The sequence below is a fragment of the Streptomyces sp. NPDC093111 genome, from assembly GCF_040683955.1.
Taxonomy (GTDB): Bacteria; Actinomycetota; Actinomycetes; order Streptomycetales; family Streptomycetaceae; genus Streptomyces.
This window is the reverse complement of sequence record NZ_JBFBNW010000023.1, coordinates 63,865-83,395: the sequence shown is the minus strand read 5'-3', so window position 1 is coordinate 83,395 and position 19,531 is coordinate 63,865. Positions and strand designations below refer to the sequence as shown.

The 19,531-nt window shown below is 73.3% G+C and carries 16 protein-coding genes; 6 read left to right on the top strand and 10 right to left on the bottom strand.

Annotated features, from left to right (window positions below; genetic code table 11):
* Positions 1–8 precede the first annotated feature (8 nt).
* The 3 genes from AB0Q96_RS32545 to AB0Q96_RS32535 all read right to left on the bottom strand — a co-directional run bounded on the left by AB0Q96_RS32545 (position 9) and on the right by AB0Q96_RS32535 (position 1,596).
* Positions 9–809, bottom strand: a complete 801-nt coding sequence (locus AB0Q96_RS32545) for a serine protease (protein ID WP_365331813.1) — start codon at positions 807–809, stop codon at positions 9–11.
* 160 nt (positions 810–969) lie between these two features.
* On the bottom strand, positions 970–1,110 hold the full coding sequence (locus AB0Q96_RS32540) for a hypothetical protein (RefSeq protein ID WP_365331812.1): 141 nt from the start codon (positions 1,108–1,110) through the stop codon (positions 970–972).
* 102 nt (positions 1,111–1,212) lie between these two features.
* Positions 1,213–1,596: a tail fiber domain-containing protein gene (locus AB0Q96_RS32535; RefSeq protein ID WP_365331810.1), complete on the bottom strand. Its 384-nt coding sequence runs from the start codon at positions 1,594–1,596 to the stop codon at positions 1,213–1,215.
* Positions 1,597–2,108: 512 nt separating this feature from the next.
* Between AB0Q96_RS32535 and AB0Q96_RS32530 the strand changes: the two genes are divergently transcribed.
* Together AB0Q96_RS32530 and AB0Q96_RS32525 are read left to right on the top strand one after the other, a co-directional pair.
* Positions 2,109–2,291 carry a hypothetical protein gene (locus AB0Q96_RS32530; RefSeq protein WP_365331808.1) on the top strand — a complete coding sequence of 61 codons (183 nt, stop codon included), beginning with the start codon at positions 2,109–2,111 and terminating at the stop codon, positions 2,289–2,291.
* Positions 2,292–2,302: 11 nt separating this feature from the next.
* Positions 2,303–2,746: a CPBP family intramembrane glutamic endopeptidase gene (locus AB0Q96_RS32525; RefSeq protein ID WP_365331806.1), complete on the top strand. Its 444-nt coding sequence runs from the start codon at positions 2,303–2,305 to the stop codon at positions 2,744–2,746.
* A gap of 262 nt (positions 2,747–3,008) precedes the next feature.
* On the opposite strand, the gene AB0Q96_RS32520 is transcribed toward AB0Q96_RS32525, so the two are convergent.
* Together AB0Q96_RS32520 and AB0Q96_RS32515 are read right to left on the bottom strand one after the other, a co-directional pair.
* A complete protein-coding gene (locus AB0Q96_RS32520; protein WP_365331804.1) occupies positions 3,009–4,196 on the bottom strand; it encodes a pyridoxal-phosphate dependent enzyme in 1,188 nt (395 codons plus the stop codon).
* A 52-nt stretch (positions 4,197–4,248) separates the two neighbouring features.
* Complete coding sequence (locus AB0Q96_RS32515) at positions 4,249–5,712, bottom strand: hypothetical protein (RefSeq protein ID WP_365331802.1); 1,464 nt, start codon at positions 5,710–5,712, stop codon at positions 4,249–4,251.
* 216 nt (positions 5,713–5,928) lie between these two features.
* Between AB0Q96_RS32515 and AB0Q96_RS32510 the strand changes: the two genes are divergently transcribed.
* Positions 5,929–7,359: a SpoIIE family protein phosphatase gene (locus tag AB0Q96_RS32510; protein ID WP_365331800.1), complete on the top strand. Its 1,431-nt coding sequence runs from the start codon at positions 5,929–5,931 to the stop codon at positions 7,357–7,359.
* Positions 7,360–7,396: 37 nt separating this feature from the next.
* Here AB0Q96_RS32510 and AB0Q96_RS32505 read toward each other — a convergent pair whose 3' ends face one another.
* Positions 7,397–8,887, bottom strand: a complete 1,491-nt coding sequence (locus AB0Q96_RS32505) for a hypothetical protein (protein ID WP_365331798.1) — start codon at positions 8,885–8,887, stop codon at positions 7,397–7,399.
* A gap of 235 nt (positions 8,888–9,122) precedes the next feature.
* Between AB0Q96_RS32505 and AB0Q96_RS32500 the strand changes: the two genes are divergently transcribed.
* The 3 genes from AB0Q96_RS32500 to AB0Q96_RS32490 all read left to right on the top strand — a co-directional run bounded on the left by AB0Q96_RS32500 (position 9,123) and on the right by AB0Q96_RS32490 (position 14,879).
* Positions 9,123–10,250: an aminoglycoside phosphotransferase family protein gene (locus AB0Q96_RS32500; RefSeq protein ID WP_365331796.1), complete on the top strand. Its 1,128-nt coding sequence runs from the start codon at positions 9,123–9,125 to the stop codon at positions 10,248–10,250.
* Between the two features lie 332 nt (positions 10,251–10,582).
* A complete protein-coding gene (locus AB0Q96_RS32495) occupies positions 10,583–12,517 on the top strand; it encodes a peptidoglycan recognition family protein (RefSeq protein WP_365331794.1) in 1,935 nt (644 codons plus the stop codon).
* A 160-nt stretch (positions 12,518–12,677) separates the two neighbouring features.
* Positions 12,678–14,879, top strand: coding sequence for a terpene synthase family protein (locus AB0Q96_RS32490; protein ID WP_365331792.1), 2,202 nt, complete (start codon positions 12,678–12,680; stop codon positions 14,877–14,879).
* 50 nt (positions 14,880–14,929) lie between these two features.
* Here AB0Q96_RS32490 and AB0Q96_RS32485 read toward each other — a convergent pair whose 3' ends face one another.
* The 4 genes from AB0Q96_RS32485 to AB0Q96_RS32470 form a co-directional block, all read right to left on the bottom strand.
* Positions 14,930–15,295 carry an RNA-binding S4 domain-containing protein gene (locus tag AB0Q96_RS32485; protein ID WP_365331790.1) on the bottom strand — a complete coding sequence of 122 codons (366 nt, stop codon included), beginning with the start codon at positions 15,293–15,295 and terminating at the stop codon, positions 14,930–14,932.
* Positions 15,296–15,313: 18 nt separating this feature from the next.
* Positions 15,314–15,814, bottom strand: coding sequence for a hypothetical protein (locus AB0Q96_RS32480; RefSeq protein ID WP_365331788.1), 501 nt, complete (start codon positions 15,812–15,814; stop codon positions 15,314–15,316).
* Positions 15,815–15,863: 49 nt separating this feature from the next.
* On the bottom strand, positions 15,864–18,962 hold the full coding sequence (locus tag AB0Q96_RS32475) for an AAA family ATPase (protein ID WP_365331786.1): 3,099 nt from the start codon (positions 18,960–18,962) through the stop codon (positions 15,864–15,866).
* 118 nt (positions 18,963–19,080) lie between these two features.
* On the bottom strand, positions 19,081–19,491 hold the full coding sequence (locus AB0Q96_RS32470) for an ACT domain-containing protein (protein WP_365331784.1): 411 nt from the start codon (positions 19,489–19,491) through the stop codon (positions 19,081–19,083).
* Between the last annotated feature and the right edge of the window lie 40 nt (positions 19,492–19,531).

Here is a 19,531-nt window from a genome sequence, read left to right as displayed (position 1 = left end):
GGTGCGGGTCAGATGCCGGTCTTGGTGGTGATCCAAGTCCGGTAGCCGGCGACGTTGGTGTACACGGACGGATACAACCCGCTGCACACGCTGTGGCCCCAGCTGACGATGCCGATGACCCGGCCGTTCTGGGCGAGCGGGCCACCGCTGTCGCCTTCGCACGCGGACTGTCCGGTGCCCTTGTCGTAGGTGCAGACGTGGTTGGCGTTGATGTTCTGGCCGTACCAGCGCGCCTGGCATTCGGCGACGGTCAGGACGGTGACCGTGGCCTGGCGAAGGGTGTTGGACGCCTGGCCGTTACCGCTGGTCTTTCCCCAGCCGGTCAGCGTCGCGGTGCCGCTGGGGAACTGGGGCGGGTCCGGGAGCGCGATCGGCTGGACCAGGGGTGTGTAGGCGATGGGGGTGGTCAGTTTCAGCAGGCCGATGTCGTTCGGGTTGCCGGCGGCGTTGCCGTTGTAGTCCTGGTGCCGGATCGTCTCCTGGACCCGGTAGACGGTTCCCGCGGGGTCGAGCGTGTTCGAGCCGACCGTCACGATCATCCGGTCGGCCGTCGTCGCCTCGGCGCAGTGGGCCGCGGTGAGGATCCACCGGTCGCCGATGATCGATCCGCCACAGGAGGGGTGCCAGTCGCCGGTGGAGGTCCGCTTCCATAGCTCCACCTGGTACGGGTATGCGCCCGCGGGGGCGTCCGTGCCGCCCACCACCGCGGCCGCCGTTCCCGTCCCGCCGGCCACCAGCCCGGCTGCCGCCAGCACCGTTCCCAGCAACGACGCCAGCAGCCGCTTGAGCCAGCCCCGCCTGCGCATCATGTTCCCGCCCGTTCTCGTACTGCACCCCCGCGGCCACGGAGTGCGGCCGCCCGGCAGCTTCGCCTGCACAGACAGGGGCCCGCAAGGGGTGAACCGGCCGTTCCCCGGTCAACGGGTCCGGCCGGTCTGTCTCCTCCGGCACGGCCGGGGCGTCGCCAGGTCAGGCGCCGATGCCGACGGTCACGGGGAAGATCTGGTGGAGGGAGGTCCCGAAGGTCAGCAGGGTCACGGACCCGAACAGGGCGAGTGCGGCCCGGGAGTGGACGGTGGCCGCTTTCGCGGCACGACGGAAGACGCTCATGGGATGGTCCTTGGCTTGCCGTTTGACATCCGGGCAGGTGGGCGGGTCAGAGCGGGGTGATCACGGGGCCGAGGGCGTTGATCAGAGCGATGATGGCTTCGGTCAGGGGCATGGATTTCTCTTTCCGGGTTCATGCTCGGGTGTGTGCCCGGGTGCGCAGCACGCCGGTCGCGCGGCCATTTGTTCTTCAAGTCGGTGGAGTCGGCGGGTGAGTTCCTGTACGGCGGCGATCAGCACGCCCTGGGCGTCGACGACGTCGATGGTCGTCTCGCGGCGGCCGTAGCCGAAGGCGGCCCGCCAGTCCTGGGCCATCGGTCCGATGTGGAGGGCGTCGGGGTCCCAGTCGTAGCGCCACTCGCTGACAGGCAGCTTCTCCAGGAGATCGAGGATCTGCGCTCGGGTGAGGGGTTCGGCCCTCTCCGTGCGCGGGGGCCGGGGCCGCAAGAACGTCGAGGCGAACCCGCGGACCAGGGCGGCGATACGCATGGCGGCCTCCGGCCGGTATCGGGGCGGGGGTCAGGTGAGGGGCTTGACGTCGTGCTTCACGTCACGGTTGCTCGTGATCAGAGGAACGATGATGGGCTGAAGGGCGTCGATGATGGCGATCAGGGCGGCGTCGATCACGGGGCTCTCCTCAAGATCAAAGACATTGACGGATCGTCATTCGATCACCGTGAAGGGGGCGCCCGCCGCGAAAGATCGTTAATGATCGCCGGTAGCCGATATTGATCACCTCGGTCGGGCGAGCCTGCCGGTACGGCCTCGTGCGGTCACACGCCTTCCGACCTCACGGGCCATCCGCGAATCGATCGAAGCTCCCCCCGGCCCCTTTTGGTCGACTTACCATGATCTTTACTGATTTTCGCGGCCTGTGGGAACAGGTGGTCGCTCCCGCGGACGGGCGACACCACCGCCGTACCGCGAGGAGCACCGCCATGCCCGCACACTCATCCCCCGCCCCGGCCGGCCGTCGGCTGACCTGGCCGTGATTCCTGGCCGTGGTCGTCGTCTATCTCGCGATCCTCCAGGGGCTCGGCGCGCTCATCGGCGTCGACGCGAGCGGTGGTGACAGCCAGTTCCCGACCACCGAGGCGGTCATCCGGAACGGCGTGATCCCGATCGGCCTGTCGGTCCTCTTCGGCGCGGCCGTGGTGACCTGGAACCGTTCTCCCTCGTCCTGAGCCTGATCGTGATGACCCTGTTCGTCGGTATCGGCGAGGAGCTGATGTTCCGCGGCATCGGCGTCCAGGTCTTCAAGCGCGCCGGCCTCAGCGAGGGCAAGGTCGCCCTGTGGTCCTCCGTGGCCTTCGGCATCGTCCACGTCAGCAACGCCTTCGGCGAGGGCGCCCAGGCCCTCCTCCAGGCCGTGATCGTCTCGACTTCCGGCTACTTCTTCTACCTCTGCCTGCGCGTCGGCGGCACGCTCCTGCTCCCGATGCTCGTGCACGGCCTGTGGGACTTCAGCCTCGTCTCCAACGCGGTCGGCCTCGACCCGAAGGCGTCCCCCGGCATGGTCCTGCCGATCGTGCTCCAGGTCGTCCTGATCGTCCTCGTGATCGTCAAGCGCCGCACGATCGAACCCGCCACCACGGACAACGCCGTCGCGCCGGCCGCCTCTCGTGCCGCCAGACGCTGACCTCCCACCGCACCTCTACCACCGTCCCCGCCTGCTTGGCGGGGGCGGCGTCGTTCACGCACCTCCCGACCGGCATTCACACTCATCGGGCCCCGGAGGGGAGAGACGTCCGGTTCGGGAGCCCCTCTTCCCCACCATCACCCTCAGAGGTGGCACTTCACGGTCGACCTGACCGCCCGTGATCGCCGAGGTGCACGAGACCTCGAAGCCGACCGGCAGCCAAGACCACCGTCCCGAGCAGGAACCGATCCCGAAACCCGCCCTAAGCGAGCAGCGCCTTCACCTCGGCCCACTCCAGGTCCATCGGGGTGTGCGTCTCGCGCGCGGTCGCGGTGTCCTTGTAGCCGCTGGACGTGACGACGCAGACGACGGGTCCGTCCTCCTCCTGGGGCCCGTGCGCGCGCAGGCTCGCCAGACCGGCCGCCGAGGAGACCTCGCACCACATCCCCTCTGCCGCCAACTCTGCTTGCGCGGCACTCATCTGATCATCAGTCACCGTACGGGCCGCTCCTCCGCTCGCGCGGAGCGCGACGACCCCCCGGTAACCGCTGATCTCGCAGTCGATCGCGTACGCGGCGGTCGGCCCGACCGGGACCCGGGCGGTGTCCGCTCCGGTGCGCATCGCCTCGGTCAGGGCCCCGGCGGCCGACGGCTCGGCCGCGTACACGCGGGGGACGGATCCGGTGACGCCGAGCCGCGCGAGTTCCTGGAATCCCTTGGTGACGCCGAAGAGCAACTCACCGTATCCGGTGGGCAGATGGATGGCGGCCGGGGCGCGTCCCAGATCGAGCGCGATCTCGTACGCGATCGTCTTGTAGCCCTCCGGGCCGAAGGGATGCCCTGTGTGCGCGCTGTCCGTCACGCTGCTCACCGGCTGGTAGCCGAGCTCCTCGACGATCCGCCGCATCAGCGGGCGCACCGAAGGGCGCGGGGCGGTGATCACCGTCGCACCGTAGGCGCGCAGGTGGGAGGCGACCGCCGGCGGGGCGCCGGCCGAGGCGAAGGCCACGCACGGCAGGCCCGCGCGGGCCGCGTAGGCGGCGGCAGCGGCCCCGTGGTTGCCGGAGGACGACACGACGATCCCGCGCGCGCCGGACGCGACGGCGGCGCTCACCGCGACCCGGTTCAGCCGGTCCTTGTGGCTCCAGGTGGGGTTGCGCGACTCGTCCTTGATCCAGACGTCGTCGCCGAGCGGCACCAGCGGCGTGTTCCCCTCGCCGAGCCCCGGCGCGGCGAGCGGCGGGAGCAGCGGCGCCCACCGCTCCAGGCCGTGCGCGGCGGGGCGGGCGAACAGGTCGTCCGGGACCTGGTCGTAGGCGTAGTCGATGTCCAGCGGGTACGCGACCTCCTCCGTGGAGGTCACCGGGCACCCGGCGGTCAGCGGCGGCCAGAGCGGGTGGCGCACGGAAGGGTCGAGCAGGGCGCGCTGGGCGGTGGCGAGGGAGGTCACGGCGTCCTTTCGTACGGTACGGGCGAGCGGTGGTTCGTACGAGGTGCGGGCCTCAGCCCATCCTCCGCTGGAGCGCGGCGAGCGCGCCCGCGCGGCGGCCCGGGACGTGGCGGCGCAGCTCGACCAGCACGGGGCCGAGGGAGCGGGCCCTGGCCGGGTCCTGGATCTGCTCCCACTGGTGGTGGGCCCGGTCCACGGCCCCCTCGACGTCCGGCTCGTCCGGCCCCTGGCGCAGACCGAGCCGGGCCTGCGCGGCGGCGATCCACAGCTCGCAGCTGCGGGCGGGCTCCCCCGCCAGCCGCGCGAGATCGGCCCGCACCTCCACCCAGTGCACCGCCTCCCCCGACCGCGGCCCGTACCGACGCAGCGCCTCGCTCTCCCACGCCGCGGCCATGGCGGCGGCCTCCCCGTGCCGCCCGGCCATGGCAGCGGCCAGGATGGCCGGGTGCGGGTCGCCCGCCCCGACGTGACCCGAGGGGGCAGGCGGGTGCGCCTGCCGCTGCGGGCGGGGCTGGGGCGAGGGGACGGGCGCCCCGGCCGGGCGGGGCGGGACCGTCCGCACCTCGACGGCCTGCCGTACGACGGGAGGGGCGGGGGGCGCGGGGGCCGCAGGGGCGGGGAGCACCGGGGCGGCGACCTCCGGCGCGACAACCGCCGGACCCGACCCCACGGCTACCGGAGCCGAACCGACGGCGACCGCGACGACCGCCCCTGCGGCAGTCTCCGCCGGACTCGTCGGTGCGCGCCGTTCCGCGGCGGGCCGGTCGGCCGGCCCCCCGAGCCGTCCGGTCGGGGGCGGCTCGGCCAAGGGCTCGCCTAGCGGCGGCACCGGGGGCGGCGTCGACGGGGCCGGGTGCGGCTCGCCCATGGACGGGGCGGGTGCGAGCAGGAGGGCGTCCGTGGCGGCGGCCGCCGCGGCGGCCTCCGTGTGGAGGAACGGGAGCGGGGGACGGGCGCCGGTGCGCCAGATGGTGGCGTAGTGCCGGAGGTACTCCGGGGTCGTGGGGGCTCCGCGCCTCGGGAAGGGTGTCAGATGGGCGAACAGGGCTACCGACGGGCCTAGTTGGAGTGCGTTCGGGTCGGTGGCGAGGTGCTGGAGGAGTTCGGGTTCGGCTGCCAGGTCGGCGATGACGGTGGTGGTGCCGGGGCGGCGCGGCGCCAGTTCGCCGGCGAGCCAGTGCCAGGGAAGTCCCGTGTAGCGCAGGGTCGTCGGGGTGCTGCGGGCGAGCGCGAGGTGCGGAAGGCGTTGGCGGCGGTCGAGTTGGAGCTGTCCGGCGAGGCAGAGGGTGAGCGGTCCCGGCGTGGCGGCGGCGGCGCGCAGGCGGGTCAGGACGGTCTGCGGATCCAGGGGGTCCGCCAGTTCGACGACCGTCGCCATGTCCGTGCCCGTGAGGGCCGCGGCCGGCACGGCGGCGAGCGCGGGCAGCACGGAGGCCGCGTCCATCGCCCGGCCTCTTCCGGCCGGCGCGGCCGCCAGCAGGAGGGCCGTACCCACTGTGTTCACCTTGTCGCTCACCACACCAGCACCGTAACCCGAGTCGGCGTGGCCGAAATGCCGATGGGTACCGGACGGTCACCTTGTGGGCCTTTGGCATATGCCAGAAGCACCACCGTATCGAGTGTTGCCATATCCCTTACGAGGTGTCCCGGCCTGTGCGAAAGTCGTAGCCGGGCTTCAACTTCATGACCTGGCCGTGCCGCGTGGTCCCAGTCGCCTGTATCGGAGTACGACATGCCGTCCCATCTGTTCGCGGATCGTCCCGCCCAGCCGCCCGAGCCCGGCACGGTGGACGCGTTGATCTCGCAGACGCGTCGGCTGCGCGGCGAGGTGGACGCGGTCCGCAGGGACTCGGCCGTGGACGAGGACGACCCGCACCACCGGTGGCAGCGCGCCCTGTGTGATCTGGCCGTACACCAACTCGACGACCTCGGCGCACACTTGGGTCAGCTGAAGAGCGGCCTCCCCGTCGAACACCCGGGCGAGTCGCCCGCCGCGTACGCCGTCCCGGCCCCTCGTGTCAGCGGCTCCCTCCTCTCCCGGGTCGGCAGCGCCGAGTGGGATCTCCTCACCGACGCCGTGCACTGGTCCGAGGAGCTGTTCCAGATCTTCGGCCGCCCCCAGGAGCGCGGCCCCCTGTCGCTCGACGAGCTGCCCTCGCTGGTCTTCGCCGAGGACCAGCCGCTGCTCCAGGCGATGGTGACGGACTGCCTGATCGACGGAAAGCCCATCGACGGCGAGTTCCGCATCGTCCGCAGCGACGGCCGGGTCCGCACCGTCCACATGACCGGCGAGCCCGTCCTCGACTCCGACGGCTGCACGGCCTCCATGTGGGCCGTGCTGCGGGACGTGAGCGAACTGCGGCGCAGCGAGCGCGCGGTCCGCGAGAGCCGTGACAGCCTCCAGCGGCACCGGCAGATCGAGCACACCGAGCGCCGGGTCGCCGTCGAGCTCCAGGAAGCCGTGCTGCCGCCGTGGCGCGGCTCGCTCAGCTTCGCCCACGACGGACCGGCCCCGCTCGACGTCGCCGGCCACTACCTCCCGGCCGCGTCGACCGGACTCATCGGCGGCGACTGGTACGACGCCCTCGCGCTCCCGGACGGCGACGCGCTGCTGACCGTCGGCGACCTGACCGGGCACGGCGTCGCGGCGACCTCCTCGATGGCCATGCTCCTCGGCGCGCTGCGCGGCATGGCGGTGGCCGGGATCCGGCCCGGCGCCCTGATGGGGCACCTCAACCAGCTCCTGGAGACCTCCGTACAGCCCGCCCTGGGCAGCGCCATGTGCTGCCGCTACGACCCCACCTCCCAGGTCCTCACCTGGTCCCAGGCCGGGCACCCCGCCCCGCTGCTGTTCCGCGGCGGGACGGTGCGCACCCTGGCCAGGCCGGAGGGCGTGCTCCTCGGCGCGACGACCGGCGCCGCGTACGAGGAGGCCGAGACCCGGCTGCTCCCCGGCGACCTGCTGCTCCTGCACACCGACGGCCTGACCCGCACCGTCGGCAGCCTGGACGCCGACGACGGCACGCGGCGGCTGCTGGCCCTCGCCCCGCGGCTGGCCGCCGCGCGCGACGCGCAGGACTGCGTCCTGTCGGTGGTCGAGGAGTTCGGCGAGAACCCGCGCGAGGACGACGCCTGCGTGATGGTCGTACGGGTCGGCCGGTAGCCCCGCCGCTCCCCGTATCGTCCGGTCACGCGGCGCCTCACACCTCGCCGGTTCTCGGGCGGTTCGCCGGCGCCTTCGGCAGGGCGATCTCGATCTCCTCGCGCAGGTCCTCGATCCTCGTGTAGCCCGCGTACTGGCCGGTGAGCCGGTACATCTCGCGCAGCCGGTCCCAGGTGCGGTGCGAGGAGGTGTCCCCCATCGACACCAGGGCGAGGCGCGCGTAGCGGTCCGCCTGCTCGGGGTCGTCGGCGATGAAGCAGGCCGAGGCCAGCGAGATGTGGTCGAACAGCTTCGACCGGTCGTGCCCGTGACTGCGCAGCTCGATCGCCAGCTTCGCGTGGCGCTTCGCGGGGACCGCGGCGGCCGGATCGTGCTCGGCCAGGGTGCGGTAGGCGAGCGCCTGCATGCCGTGCAGGTCGGCCTCGTCGAAGTTCTGCATCCAGCTCGGCTTCTCCTCGCCCCGGTCGGAGACGAAGAGGTCCTCGGCCTCGCCGAGGGTGCGGCGCATCGCCTGGCCGCGGCCCATCGACGCCTGCGCCCAGGCCTCGATGGTCTGGAACATGGCCTGTGTCCGGGGCAGCACCCGCTCCCCCGAGCCCGACTTGGCCAGCTTCATCAGGTCGAGGGCGTCGTCGGGGCGGCCCAGGTGCACCATCTGGCGGGCGGCGCGGGAGAGCGCCTCGCCGGCCCGCGGCCGGTCGCCGCCCTCACGGGCCGCGTGCGCGGCGATCACGAAGTACTTCTGGGCGGTGGGCTCCAGGCCCACGTCATGGGACATCCAGCCGGCCAGCACGGCCAGGTTGGCGGCGACGCCCCACAGGCGCCGGTGCAGATGGTCGGGGTGGCGGTAGGCGAGCATCCCGCCCACCTCGTTGAGCTGGCCGACCACCGCCTTGCGCTGGAGTCCGCCGCCCCGGGAGGCGTCCCAGGCCCGGAAGACCTCCACCGAGCGCTCCAGCGCGTCGATCTCCTCCGACCCGATGGGGGCCGCCTCGTAGCGGTCGAACCCGGCGGGATCGGCGTAGAGGGGATCGACGGCGCGGGGGGTGGCGCCCGGTCGTGCGGGGTCGGTGTGGAGCCAGTCCTGCATGGCGTTGCTGAGTACGGAGCCGGCGGCGAGCGCGGCACCCGCGCCCACCAGGCCGCGTCGGTTGAGCATGAGGTCCATTCCCGTGAATTCGGTGAGGACCGCTGCCGTACGCTCGGGCGCCCAGGGCAGCCCGTCAGGGTTGTCGGTGTTCCTGACGTCCCGCCTCTTCCCGGCGCGCCCGTGTCGTACGAACCCGAGGTCCTCGATGGTCACGACACGGCCGAGTCGCTCGGTGAACAGCGCTGCCAGCACCCGGGGCACGGGATCGCGCGGGGTCTCCCCCATGTCGATCCAGCGCCGCACCCGCGAGGTGTCGGTCGACAGCTGGGGGTGGCCCATGGCCGCCGCCTGCCGGTTCACGAGTCTCGCGAGTTCGCCCTTGGACCAGCCGGCGAGGCCGAAGAGGTCCGCCAGGCGGGTGTTGGTCTGTCCGGTCACGTCTAAGCCCCCAGGTTCTCGGCTGAGTTGACAGTAACCCCCTGTCATGGGGCTGGCGACTATTCGCCAGGGTTCGCCAGGGTGCGCCCGATGTTCCGCCACCCGCGCCACGGTGTCAGGTAGGAACGCGCCACCCCGCCCCGCCGACCGGCCCGCATTCCCCAGGGTGCGGACCGTTCGGGCGGGCGGGGCGACGCACGCAACTCGTCGGCGCACGAAGGGATCTGTCTCCTCCATGTACACAGCATCGTCCTCCGTGACCGCCCCGCCCCGGCCGCTCCACCGCACCGTCCCGGCCGGCTCAGGACCGTACCTCGCCCCCGTTCCGCAGGGAGCGCCGCGGCCGAGGCGCTGGGCGGGGAGCACCGTCCAGCCGCCCAGCGGGAGAATCGACCTGTCCGGCCCCCAGGGCGCGCAACTGCGCATGGCGATCGCGTCCGTCACCCGTATCTGCCCCGAGTTCAACCCGGTCCAGGTGCTGCGCCGCAGCGGCCGTTCCGTGCTGATCGTCGGGACGACCGGGCGGACCACGGCGGTCGCGAAGTGTTTACTGGACCATTCCCCCGCGTGGGTCGAGCGGTTCAGGCACGAAATAGCTTCCTACCGTTCCTTCGTCCGGCACCGTCCCCCGGTGCGCGCGCCGCGGCTGATCGCCGCGGACCCGGAGAACTGCACGCTGGTGATCGAGCGGATGCCCGGACGGGCGGCGGCGCTGACCCGCCACCCCGCCGAGGCCCCGCCCCGCGCGGACGTAAGGGCCGCGCTCGGAGCGGTCGCCCGGCTGAACGCCTGGCGCCCGCCGGCCGGGACCTTCGACGCCCCGCTCGACTACGGGGCCCGGATCGCCCGCTTCCACGAACTCGGTCTGTTCACCGACCGTGACCGCGACGACCTGCAGAAGCTGCTGCACGGACTGGCCCAGGCGGGCGGGCGGCAGGGCATGGGGCAGTTCTGCCACGGGGACGCCCTGCTCTCCAACATCCTGCTCTCCCCCGCGGGTCCGGTCTTCGTCGACTGGGAGCACGCGGGCTGGTACCTGCCCGGGTACGACCTGGCGACGCTCTGGGCGGTCCTCGGCGACGCGCCCCTGGCGCGGCGCCAGATCAGCCAGCTGGCGCAGCAGGCGGGAACCGCCTCGCGGGACGCCTTCCTGGTGAACCTGATGATCGTGCTGACCCGTGAGATCCGTACGTACGAGACGGCGGTGCAGCGCACCATCAGGGACGCGCCGCCGGCCGGCTCGGTCCCGGTGCCCGCCGGGACGGTGTCGCCGGGCGAGGAACAGCGGCTGCTGCTGCGCCGGCTGCACGACGACTGCGCCATGGCACGGCGGGCCGTGCGCGCGGCGGTCGGGACACGCTGAGGGGTTCCGACACGAGACGGGGGTGGCGCGCCGCCCGCCCGGTGCCGACACACCGGGCGGGCGGCGCGTCGGCATGCGAACGAAACACGATTCGACGCCCCCAATGGTCCAGTCCACTGACGCGTCGCAGGCGGGCGCACTGCCCGCCCGAATCTCCTCTGACGTGGGAAATCGAGCTGCCCGACGGGTGATTGACGGATGGTCCGGGAGCCGCTACCCCTGTACGGGACCGGTCCCGCACGACGCCCTGCCCTCGTGGTCCTCACCCGTCGCTGGAGGCTGCCTTGCCCCGTATCGCGTCCCCTGGGTCCCCCAGACGTGCTCCCCGGGCGGTGGGCGCCCTGGCGTCCGCCGCCCTGTTGTTCCCGTTGCTCTCCGCCGCGCCGTCCGCGACCGCCGAGGAGCCGGCGGCGGGCGCGTTGCAGCGCCAGTTCGCGGCGGCGGCCGAGCGGTACGGCGTGCCGCAGAGCGTGCTGCTCGGCGTGTCGTACCTCCAGTCGCGGTGGGACGCCCACGGCGGCGCACCGAGCGTGACCGGTGGGTACGGTCCGATGCACCTGACGGACGCGGCGACCGCGCTCGCCGACGCACCGCACCACTCGGAGGGCGGGGAGGACCCGCGCGGCGACGACTCCCGGGCGCCCCGCGTCGGCACCGGAGCGCAGGCCCCGGCGGCGTCGAGGGTCCCGACGGCGGCGGAGCTGCCGGCGCGGTCGCGGACCCTGGAGCGGGCGGCGGCGCTGTCCGGCCGGTCCGCCGAGGAGCTGCGGACCGGCACGGCGGCGAACATCGAGGGCGGTGCGGCGCTGCTGGCGGCGGCGCAGCGCGAGGCCGGTCTGCCGGCGAGCGCCGATCCGGCCGACTGGTACGGGGCGGTGGCGCGCTATTCCGGCGCCGACGACTCGGCGACGGCGGCGACATACGCGGACGACGTCTTCGACGTGATCCGGACCGGCGAGTCGCGGATCACGGACGGCGGGCAGCGGGTGACGCTGGCGGCGGACCCGGCGGTCGCCCCGGCCACCGGTCAGGTCGCCGCACTGGGTCTGCGCGCGCCCGCGCGGGGCGCGGCGGAGTGTCCGCGCACGGTGGCGTGCGAGTGGGTCCCGGCGCCGTACGAGGAGTTCGGCGACGGCGACTACGGCAACCACGACCTGGGGAACCGGCCCGCCTCGCAGTCGATCGACTACATCGTGATCCATGACACCGAGGCGAGCTGGGACACCACCCTGAAGCTGGTGCAGGACCCGACGTACGTCTCGTGGCAGTACTCGCTGCGTTCCTCGGACGGGCACGTCGCGCAGCACGTGGCGCTGAAGGACGTGGGCTGGCACGCGGGCAACTGGTTCGTGAACGCCAAGTCGGTGGGCCTGGAGCACGAGGGCTTCCTCACCTCGCCGGACTCCTGGTACACCGAGGCGATGTACCGCAGCTCCGCGCGCCTGGTGCGGTACCTGGCGAAACGGTACGGCATCCCGCTGGACCGGCAGCACGTCCTGGGCCACGACAACGTGCCCGGCACGGTGACCTCGTCGATCCGCGGGATGCACACCGACCCGGGGCCCTACTGGGACTGGGCGCATTACTTCCGGCTGCTCGGCCGGCCGATCACGCCGAGCGCGGGCCCGGACGCGGGTGTGGTGACGATCCGTCCGGAGTACGCGGCGAACCAGCCGGTGTACACGGGGTGCGCGACGGCCGGTGAGGCCTGTGCGCCCCACGGGAGCGGGGCCGTGCGCCTCCACACCGCCCCGAGCTCCGACGCGCCGCTGGTGCGGGACATCGGGCTGCGCCCGGGTGGGCAGGACTCGACGGACGGGGTCAACGACACGGGCGCGCGGGCCTCGACGGGCCAGAGCTTCGCGGTCGCCGAGCGGCGGGGCGACTGGACGGCGGTCTGGTACCTGGGGCAGAAGGCGTGGTTCCACAACCCGAAGGAGCGGCGGACGGCGGTGAACGCGCGGGGCGTGGTCCTGACGCCGAAGGAGGGCCTGGAGTCGGTCGCGGTGTACGGGCGGGCCTATCCGGAGGCCGCGGCGTATCCGGCGGGCGTGCCGGTGCAGGCGGTGTCCCCGCTGCCGTACAAGCTGCTCGCGGGGCAGCGGTACGTGGTGGGCGGCCGTACCCCGGGCGAGTACTTCTTCGCTCCGACGTTCGATCCCGCGGGGCACACGGTCGTGCGGGGCCAGGAGGAGTACTACGAGATCCAGTTCGGGCATCGGGTGGCCTTCGTGAAGGCCGCTGACGTGCGGATCTCCCGGGCCTGACGGCGCGCGGAGGACGAGCTCCGGGGGTGCCGGCGGGCTGAGGCCCTTGCCGGCACCCCTTGCCGTTCATATGACTATTCCGGTGTTCGCGTGAGCGTCCGGGTCGAGGGGTAATGCTCGGCCGGAACACCGCCCTCGCTCACCGAAAGGCCTCCCTGGCATGGCTCAGCCCTTCGTTCTGCCGGATTTCTATGTCCCGTATCCGGCGCGGCTCAACCCCCATGTGGAGGTGGCCCGCACCCACACCCGGGACTGGGCCCGGGAGAGGGGGATGCTGGAGGGCTCCGGCGTCTGGGAGGAGGCGGACCTCCAGTCCCACGACTACGCGCTGCTGTGCTCCTACACCCACCCGGACTGCGACGCGGACGTGCTCTCCCTCGTCACCGACTGGTACACGTGGGTCTTCTTCTTCGACGACCACTTCCTGGAGATCTTCAAGCGCTCCCAGGACCGGGCGGGCGGCAAGGCCTACCTCGACCGGCTGCCGCTCTTCATGCCGGCCGACCCCGTCACCGGCATGCCCGAACCGACCAACCCGGTCGAGGCCGGTCTCGCCGACCTGTGGCGGCGGACCGTCCCGGCGATGTCGGAGGCATGGCGGGCGCGGTTCGCGGAGGCCACCGAGCACCTGCTGTACGAGTCGCTGTGGGAGCTCGACAACATCAACGAGGGGCGGATCGCCAACCCCGTCGAGTACATCGAGATGCGCCGCAAGGTGGGCGGCGCGCCCTGGTCGGCGGGGCTCGTCGAGTACGCGGCGGGCGCCGAGGTCCCGGAGCAGGTGGCGCGCTCCCGGCCGTTGCGCGTGCTGCGGGACACCTTCTCCGACGCCGTCCACCTGCGCAACGACCTCTTCTCGTACCAGCGCGAGGTGGAGGACGAGGGCGAGAACAGCAACGGCGTGCTCGTCCTGGAGAAGTTCCTCGGCTGCACCACACAGCAGGCAGCGGACTCGGTCAACGACCTGCTGACCTCACGGCTGCACCAGTTCGAGAACACCGCGCTCACCGAAGTGCCCGCGCTCTGCCTGGAACAGGGGCTCGGTCCCGCCGAGGCCGCGGCCATCGCCGCGTACACCAAGGGGCTGCAGGACTGGCAGTCCGGCGGCCACGAGTGGCACCTGCGCTCCAGCCGCTACATGAACGAGGGCCTGGTCCAGGACGCGTCGCCGTTCGGGCGGCCGATCGGCACCTCCGCGTTCGACATCCGGAACCTGATGGGCCCCCGCCAGACCGCGAGCCGGCTGCGGACCCTCACCCACCAGCCGCACCAGAAGGTCGAACAGCCGCTGCTGCCGGAGTTCGACCTGCCGTACCCGCTGGCGGTCAGCTTCCACCACCAGGAGGCGAAGCGGCGCTCGGAGGACTGGGCGGAGCGGATGGGGCTGCTCGACGACATCTGGGACCGGCCGATGATGGAGGGCTTCGACCTCGCGCTCTGCTCGGCGGGGCTCGACCCGGACGCCACCCTGGAGGAGCTGGAGACCAGCGCCCTGTGGCTCACCTGGGGCACCTACGCCGACGACTACTACCCCCTCGTCTTCGGCCGCTCGCGCGACCTCGTCGGCGCCAAGCGGCAGACCGATCGGCTCAAGTCCCTGATGCCGCTGGAGAATCCGGGCGTGCGGAGCGCACCGGTGTCCAACGCGCTGGAGCGTGCGCTGTCCGATCTGTGGGCGCGGACCGCGACGCCGCTGGACCCCGCGGCGCGGACCGAGCTCCGCCGCTCCCTGGACGTGATGCTGGACAGCTGGCTGTGGGAGCTGCACAACACGGCCCAGCACCGGGTGCCCGACCCCGTCGACTACATCGAGATGAGGCGGGCCACCTTCGGCGCGGAACTGACGATGCTGCTGGCCCGGCTGGCGCACCGGCGGGAGCTGCCACCGGAGATCTTCCGCACGGGCACCGTGCGCGCCCTGGAGAACTCGGTCGCCGACTACGGGGCGCTCGTCAACGACCTCTTCTCCTACCAGAAGGAGATCGAGGTCGAGGGCGAGGTGCACAACCTGCTGCTGGTCGTGCAGAAGTTCTTCGACTGCGACTACCCGGCCGCCGTCACCATCACCGACGACCTGATGCGCGGCAGGCTGCGCCAGTACGAACACGTGAAGAAGAACGAAGTGCCGCTGCTCTACGCGGAGTTCGGGCTCGACTCCGAGGCCCGGGCGGCCTTCCAGGCGTATCTGCGGGAGCTGGAGGACTGGCTGGCGGGCGTCCTAAACTGGCACCGGAGCGTACGCCGTTACGGGACGGAAGACCTCCGCTCCGGCAGCGGCAGCGCGCTGCTTCACCGGGACCCGACGGGGCTCGGCACCTCGGCGGCCCACCTGACCGCCGCCCTCGGATCACCGGTGGGCTGACGCCGGTACGGAAAGACCGCCCCCGGCGCTCCGGGGGCGGTCCGATGCCGTCACGGGCGCAGGCCGCGCAGCTGGTCGAGTTCGCGGCGGTCGCGCTTGGTGGGGCGGCCGGCGCCCCGGTCGCGGACGGCCGCGACGGCCACCTGCTCGCGCGGCGGCGGGGGCGGGCTGTTGTCCACGTACGCCTCGGCGGCCACCGGCGGGCCGACCCGCTTGGTCAGCAGCTCCTTCACCTCGACGATCCGCAGCCGGTCGCCGTGCACGAGCCGCACCTCGTCGCCCGGCTTCACCGGCTGCGCGGGCTTGGCGCGCTCCCCGTTGACCTTGACGTGGCCGGCCCGGCAGGCCGCGGCGGCCTGGGAGCGGGTCTTGGTGAGCCGGACCGCCCAGATCCAGCTGTCGACGCGTGCGCTCATCGGCCCCCGCCCTCCCCGTCAGCCCTGCTGGAACAGCTCGGCGGGCAGCGGCTTGAGCAGCGCGTACAGGTCGTCGGTGATCGGCCGGTCCCAACTGGCGATGGTCACCAGGACGTTGTCGCTGCGGTCGAACTGCACGCAGGAGATCCGGCTCTCGGAGAGCTTCAGGCGGCGCACGATGAGCAGGTTGTCGCCCTGCATCACCGGGACGTCCTCGACGTCGAGGACGTCGACCGGCTCGTCGTTCTCCAGGGCGGCGAGGAGCTGGGCCACCTCGAAGGGGATCTGGCCGTCGGACAGCTCGCGCGCCGGGGAGCCCTCCGGCAGGTTGCCGATGATCATCGCGGGTCCGCGACCGCCGAACAGGTCGTAGCGCAGGAACACGCCCTGGCAGGTGCCGTCGGGGGCCGGGAGCAGGCCGGCGCCGAGATTGCCGGGCCAGTCCCCCGGGTCCATGGCGAGGACATCGAAGTCCGGGCCAGCGGGTGTGGCGGCGCTGCGGCGGCGGAGGAAGGACATACGGCCATGGTACGTGTCCCGGCGCGCGGCGCGGCGCGCCGGGGCGGCGTCACGGCCTGCCACTGGTCAGGGCCTGCGCGAGCCCCGCCGGGTCGGTGCCCAGCTTGCGGTAGACGGCCGAGAGGAGCCGGGTGACGGCCGCCTGGTCCAGGCCCAGGACGACGGCCGGGTCCTCGCCGCGCACGGTCAGCTCGGCCACGCCGCGCTCGCGGACGGTCAGCGTGTCGGTACCCGTCGGGTGGAGCGTACGCGGGCGCAGTCCGGCGGCGGCCAGCTCGGACCTGGCGTCGTCGACGAGGCCGTCGGCCCCGCAGCTCTGCGCCGTCTCCAGGCCCCGGTAGAGGTGCTCGGCCGCCTCGGCCACGCGGCCCGTGCGGCGCAGCGCCGCGCCGAGGGCCACCAGGGAACGGGCCAGCTCGTACGCGGCGGGCGAGCGCTCCAGCCAGTCGACCGACTCCTCCAGTAGCTTGACCCGGTCGGCCTCGCCCGAGACCTCGGCGGTGACCCGGAGCGCCTGGCCGATCGCGGAGGGCGCACCGTACTGGCGGGCCCTGGCCACGCCCGCGAGGGCCGTGTCGCGGGCCCGCTCCGGGGTCTCGCACGCCTCGGCGAGCGCCAGGTGCAGCTGCCACGGGCACCAGGCGGGGTTGCGCATGCCGCGCGGGTCGAGACGACGGCCCACCGCGGCGAGCTCGGCGGCGGCCTCCTCGGTGCGGCCGGTGGCCAGCAGGAGTTCGCCGTGGACCGTCTGGGAATCGGGGAAGGTGACGGCCGCCGGGAAGGGCTCCCCGAAGCCGTGGGCGCGGGCCACCCGCTCGGCCTCGTCCGTACGGCCCCGGGCGAGCAGCACCTCGATCATCACGCCCACCGCGTACCACTCGGCGGGCGTGCGCGGCCCCACCCGCTCCGCGAGCCGCAGGCCCGCCCGGACGAAGTCCTCCGCCTCGACGAGCCGGCCGCGGCGGTAGCGGATGTAGCCGAGCAGCGTGTACGCGAAGGAGAGGTGGGCGCCGCGCCAGCCCTGGTGCTCGAACTCCGCCGTGCCGGCGGCGAACAGTTCCTCCGCCCGGCCCGGCCGGTCCGCGTAGAGGAAGGTGAGCGCGACCAGGACCGGGACCTCGAAGCCGCGGCTCTCGTCGGCCCAGCTGAGGCCGCCCTCCAGAGCGCGCTCGGCGTGCCCGAGCCCGATCCCGGACGGCTCGGCGCGCAGGGTCGCGTCCCAGGCGCGCAGGCCGATGATGTACTGCTCCGTGAGGTCGCGGCCGGTGAGCCGGTCGGCGAGCCTGGCCAGGCGGCGGGAGCGGGCCGGCGAGTCGGGTTCGTCGGCGCGGAAGGCGTCCCACATGAACTTCTCCGACTGCATCCGCAGCCTGCTGCGGGCGTCCGTGGTCAGCCGGGACTCCCGGGCGAGCAGCTCGGACGCCTCCACCAGCCGGTCGCTGTGGGCCAGGACCTGGGACAGCCGGTACACGATGCCGTGCCGCAGGGCCGGGTCCGCGACCGGCTCCTCCAGGGCGGCGCGCAGGTGGTTGACGGTCGTCGCCGGTTCCGTCAGGAGGGAGGCGCAGCCCAGCTCGAAGAGGACGGCGGCGCGTTCGTCCTGGTCCGGGGGCTCGCGCAGGGCGCGGGCCAGGTAGCGGCGGGCCGTGTCGGGGGCGCCCGCCCGCAGCGTCTGCTGGGCGGCGGTGCGCAGGTGCTGCACCACCCAGGGGTCGCCGTCCGGGTGGGTCTCCACCAGGTGTCGGGCGGCGGCGGTCGAGCCGAGCCCCGCGTCCACCACGCACCAGGCGGCCTGGCCGTGCAGGGCGACGCGCGTGGCGGCCGGGATGGCGTCGTAGACGGCCGTCGCGATCAGCGGGTGCACGAACTCCAGGGTGTCGGCGCCGGGTTCGGCCTCCTGTGCGGTCTGCGAGGCCGGGGCGAGCACGCGGGCCTGGCGCAGGCGCTCGGCGCAGCGGGCCACCTCTTCGGCGCCGAGTCCCGCGACGGCTCCCGCGAGCTGCGGGGAGATCTCCGTGCCCAGGACGGCACACGCCCAGGCGAGGCGGACGGTCGAGGTGCCGAAGCCCTCGATCTGGGCGATCAGACCGCTGCCCTTGACGGCCGCGGCCAGGTCCCGCAGCGCGTGGGCGCGGTCCGCCGTCGGCTCCAGGCCCCGGTCGCGGACCCTCGCCGCCAGTTCGACCGCCTCGAAGGGGTTGCCGGACGTGACCTCCCAGCACTCCCGGCAGAACGCGTCGTCGGCGTGGGCGCCCACCCGGTCACGGACCAGGCTCGCGATCGCCTCCTGGGTCAGCGGCTCCAGGCCGAGGGGGCGCTGGCCGGACCGGCGGCCCGTGAACTCCGCGCCGGACTCCGGGAGTTCGTCGGGGCGGTAGGCGACGACCAGCAGCATCGGGAGGTCCTCGGCGCGGGGCGCGAAGGCGGACAGCCAGCCCAGGGACTCCGGGTCCGCCCAGTGGGCGTCGTCGAGGACGACCACGAGCGGGGCGCGGCGGACGGCCAGGTGGGTGAGGACCCAGTCCAGGCCGTCCCGCAGGCCCTGCGGGTCCGGCGGGGAGCCCTCGGCCGCGGTGCACAGGCCCAGGGCGGGGCCGACGATGTCGTACCAGCCGCCCAGACGCTCGGTCAGCTCCGTGCGGGAGGCGGCGGCCAGCTGGGGCTGGAGGAGCTGGCGGGCCACGTGGAAGGCCACGCGCTGCTCCTGGTCGCCGCCCCGGGCGGAGAGGACGGTACAGCCCTTGGCGGCCGCGCTGCGGCGGATCTCGGCCAGGAGGGTGGTCTTGCCCAGACCCGCGGGGGCCGCGTAGGCCAGGACTCCGCCTCGGCGGGGCTGCGTCGGCTGGGCGGGCGGTAGGTCCGGGTGGTGCTGCGGGGTCCGGGGGCTCCGCGGGGGTGGAGGTGTCCGGACTGCGACCTCCACTTCGCTTCGCTCGTTGCGGGCGCCGCCATGTCCGGACACCTCCACCCCCGCTCCGCCCCCGGCCCCCTCCCCGCCGTCTTCGGCTTCGCGTACCAGTCGGAGGGGTGGCCTGGGTGCTTCCTGACCCGTCAGGAGGTTCAGGGCCTCCTCTGCCGCCGCCAGTTCGGCCTCGCGCTCGAACAGGCCGAAGCCGCGGGCCCCGGACCTGCCGGTGTGTACTGCCATCGTCCACCCCCACGCCGGGGGCGCATGCCCGGCGCACGAGTGATGCGGCCGGGGCGGTGGCCCCGCGAAAACCCCAGCGTACGCCCGGACGCGCCCTCCGGGAGGGGGATTGTGGGGATCATGTGAATGCGCCGGACGCCCGTTCCGACAGGGCGTTCAGGGTGCCCAACGCCTCTTCCGCCCGGGCGTGTTCCACGAACAGGTGATCGTGGTGGAAGCCCGCCACCACATTGCAGCTCAGGCCCGCCTGGGCGAGCTCTCGGGCCACCGCCGCGGTGAGGCCGACCGCGTCCAGGGCCGAGTGGACGCGCAGGGTGATCCAGCCCGCCACGTAGTCGTACGCCAGCGAGGCCGCGTCGGCGTCCTCCTGGCGTACGACCATCGTCAGGCCCTCGCGTTCGGCCACGGTGGCGACCGGGGCGACGCCCGCGGGTACGGGGCCGTCCACGGTGGTGAAGACATAGCGGCCGGGGTGGAGCTCCGGACGCATCCCGGCCACCAGCCGGGTCAGATCACGCTCTGCACTCATGATCCCCAGCGTAGGGCGCGGATCGGGTCGCCTCGGTACG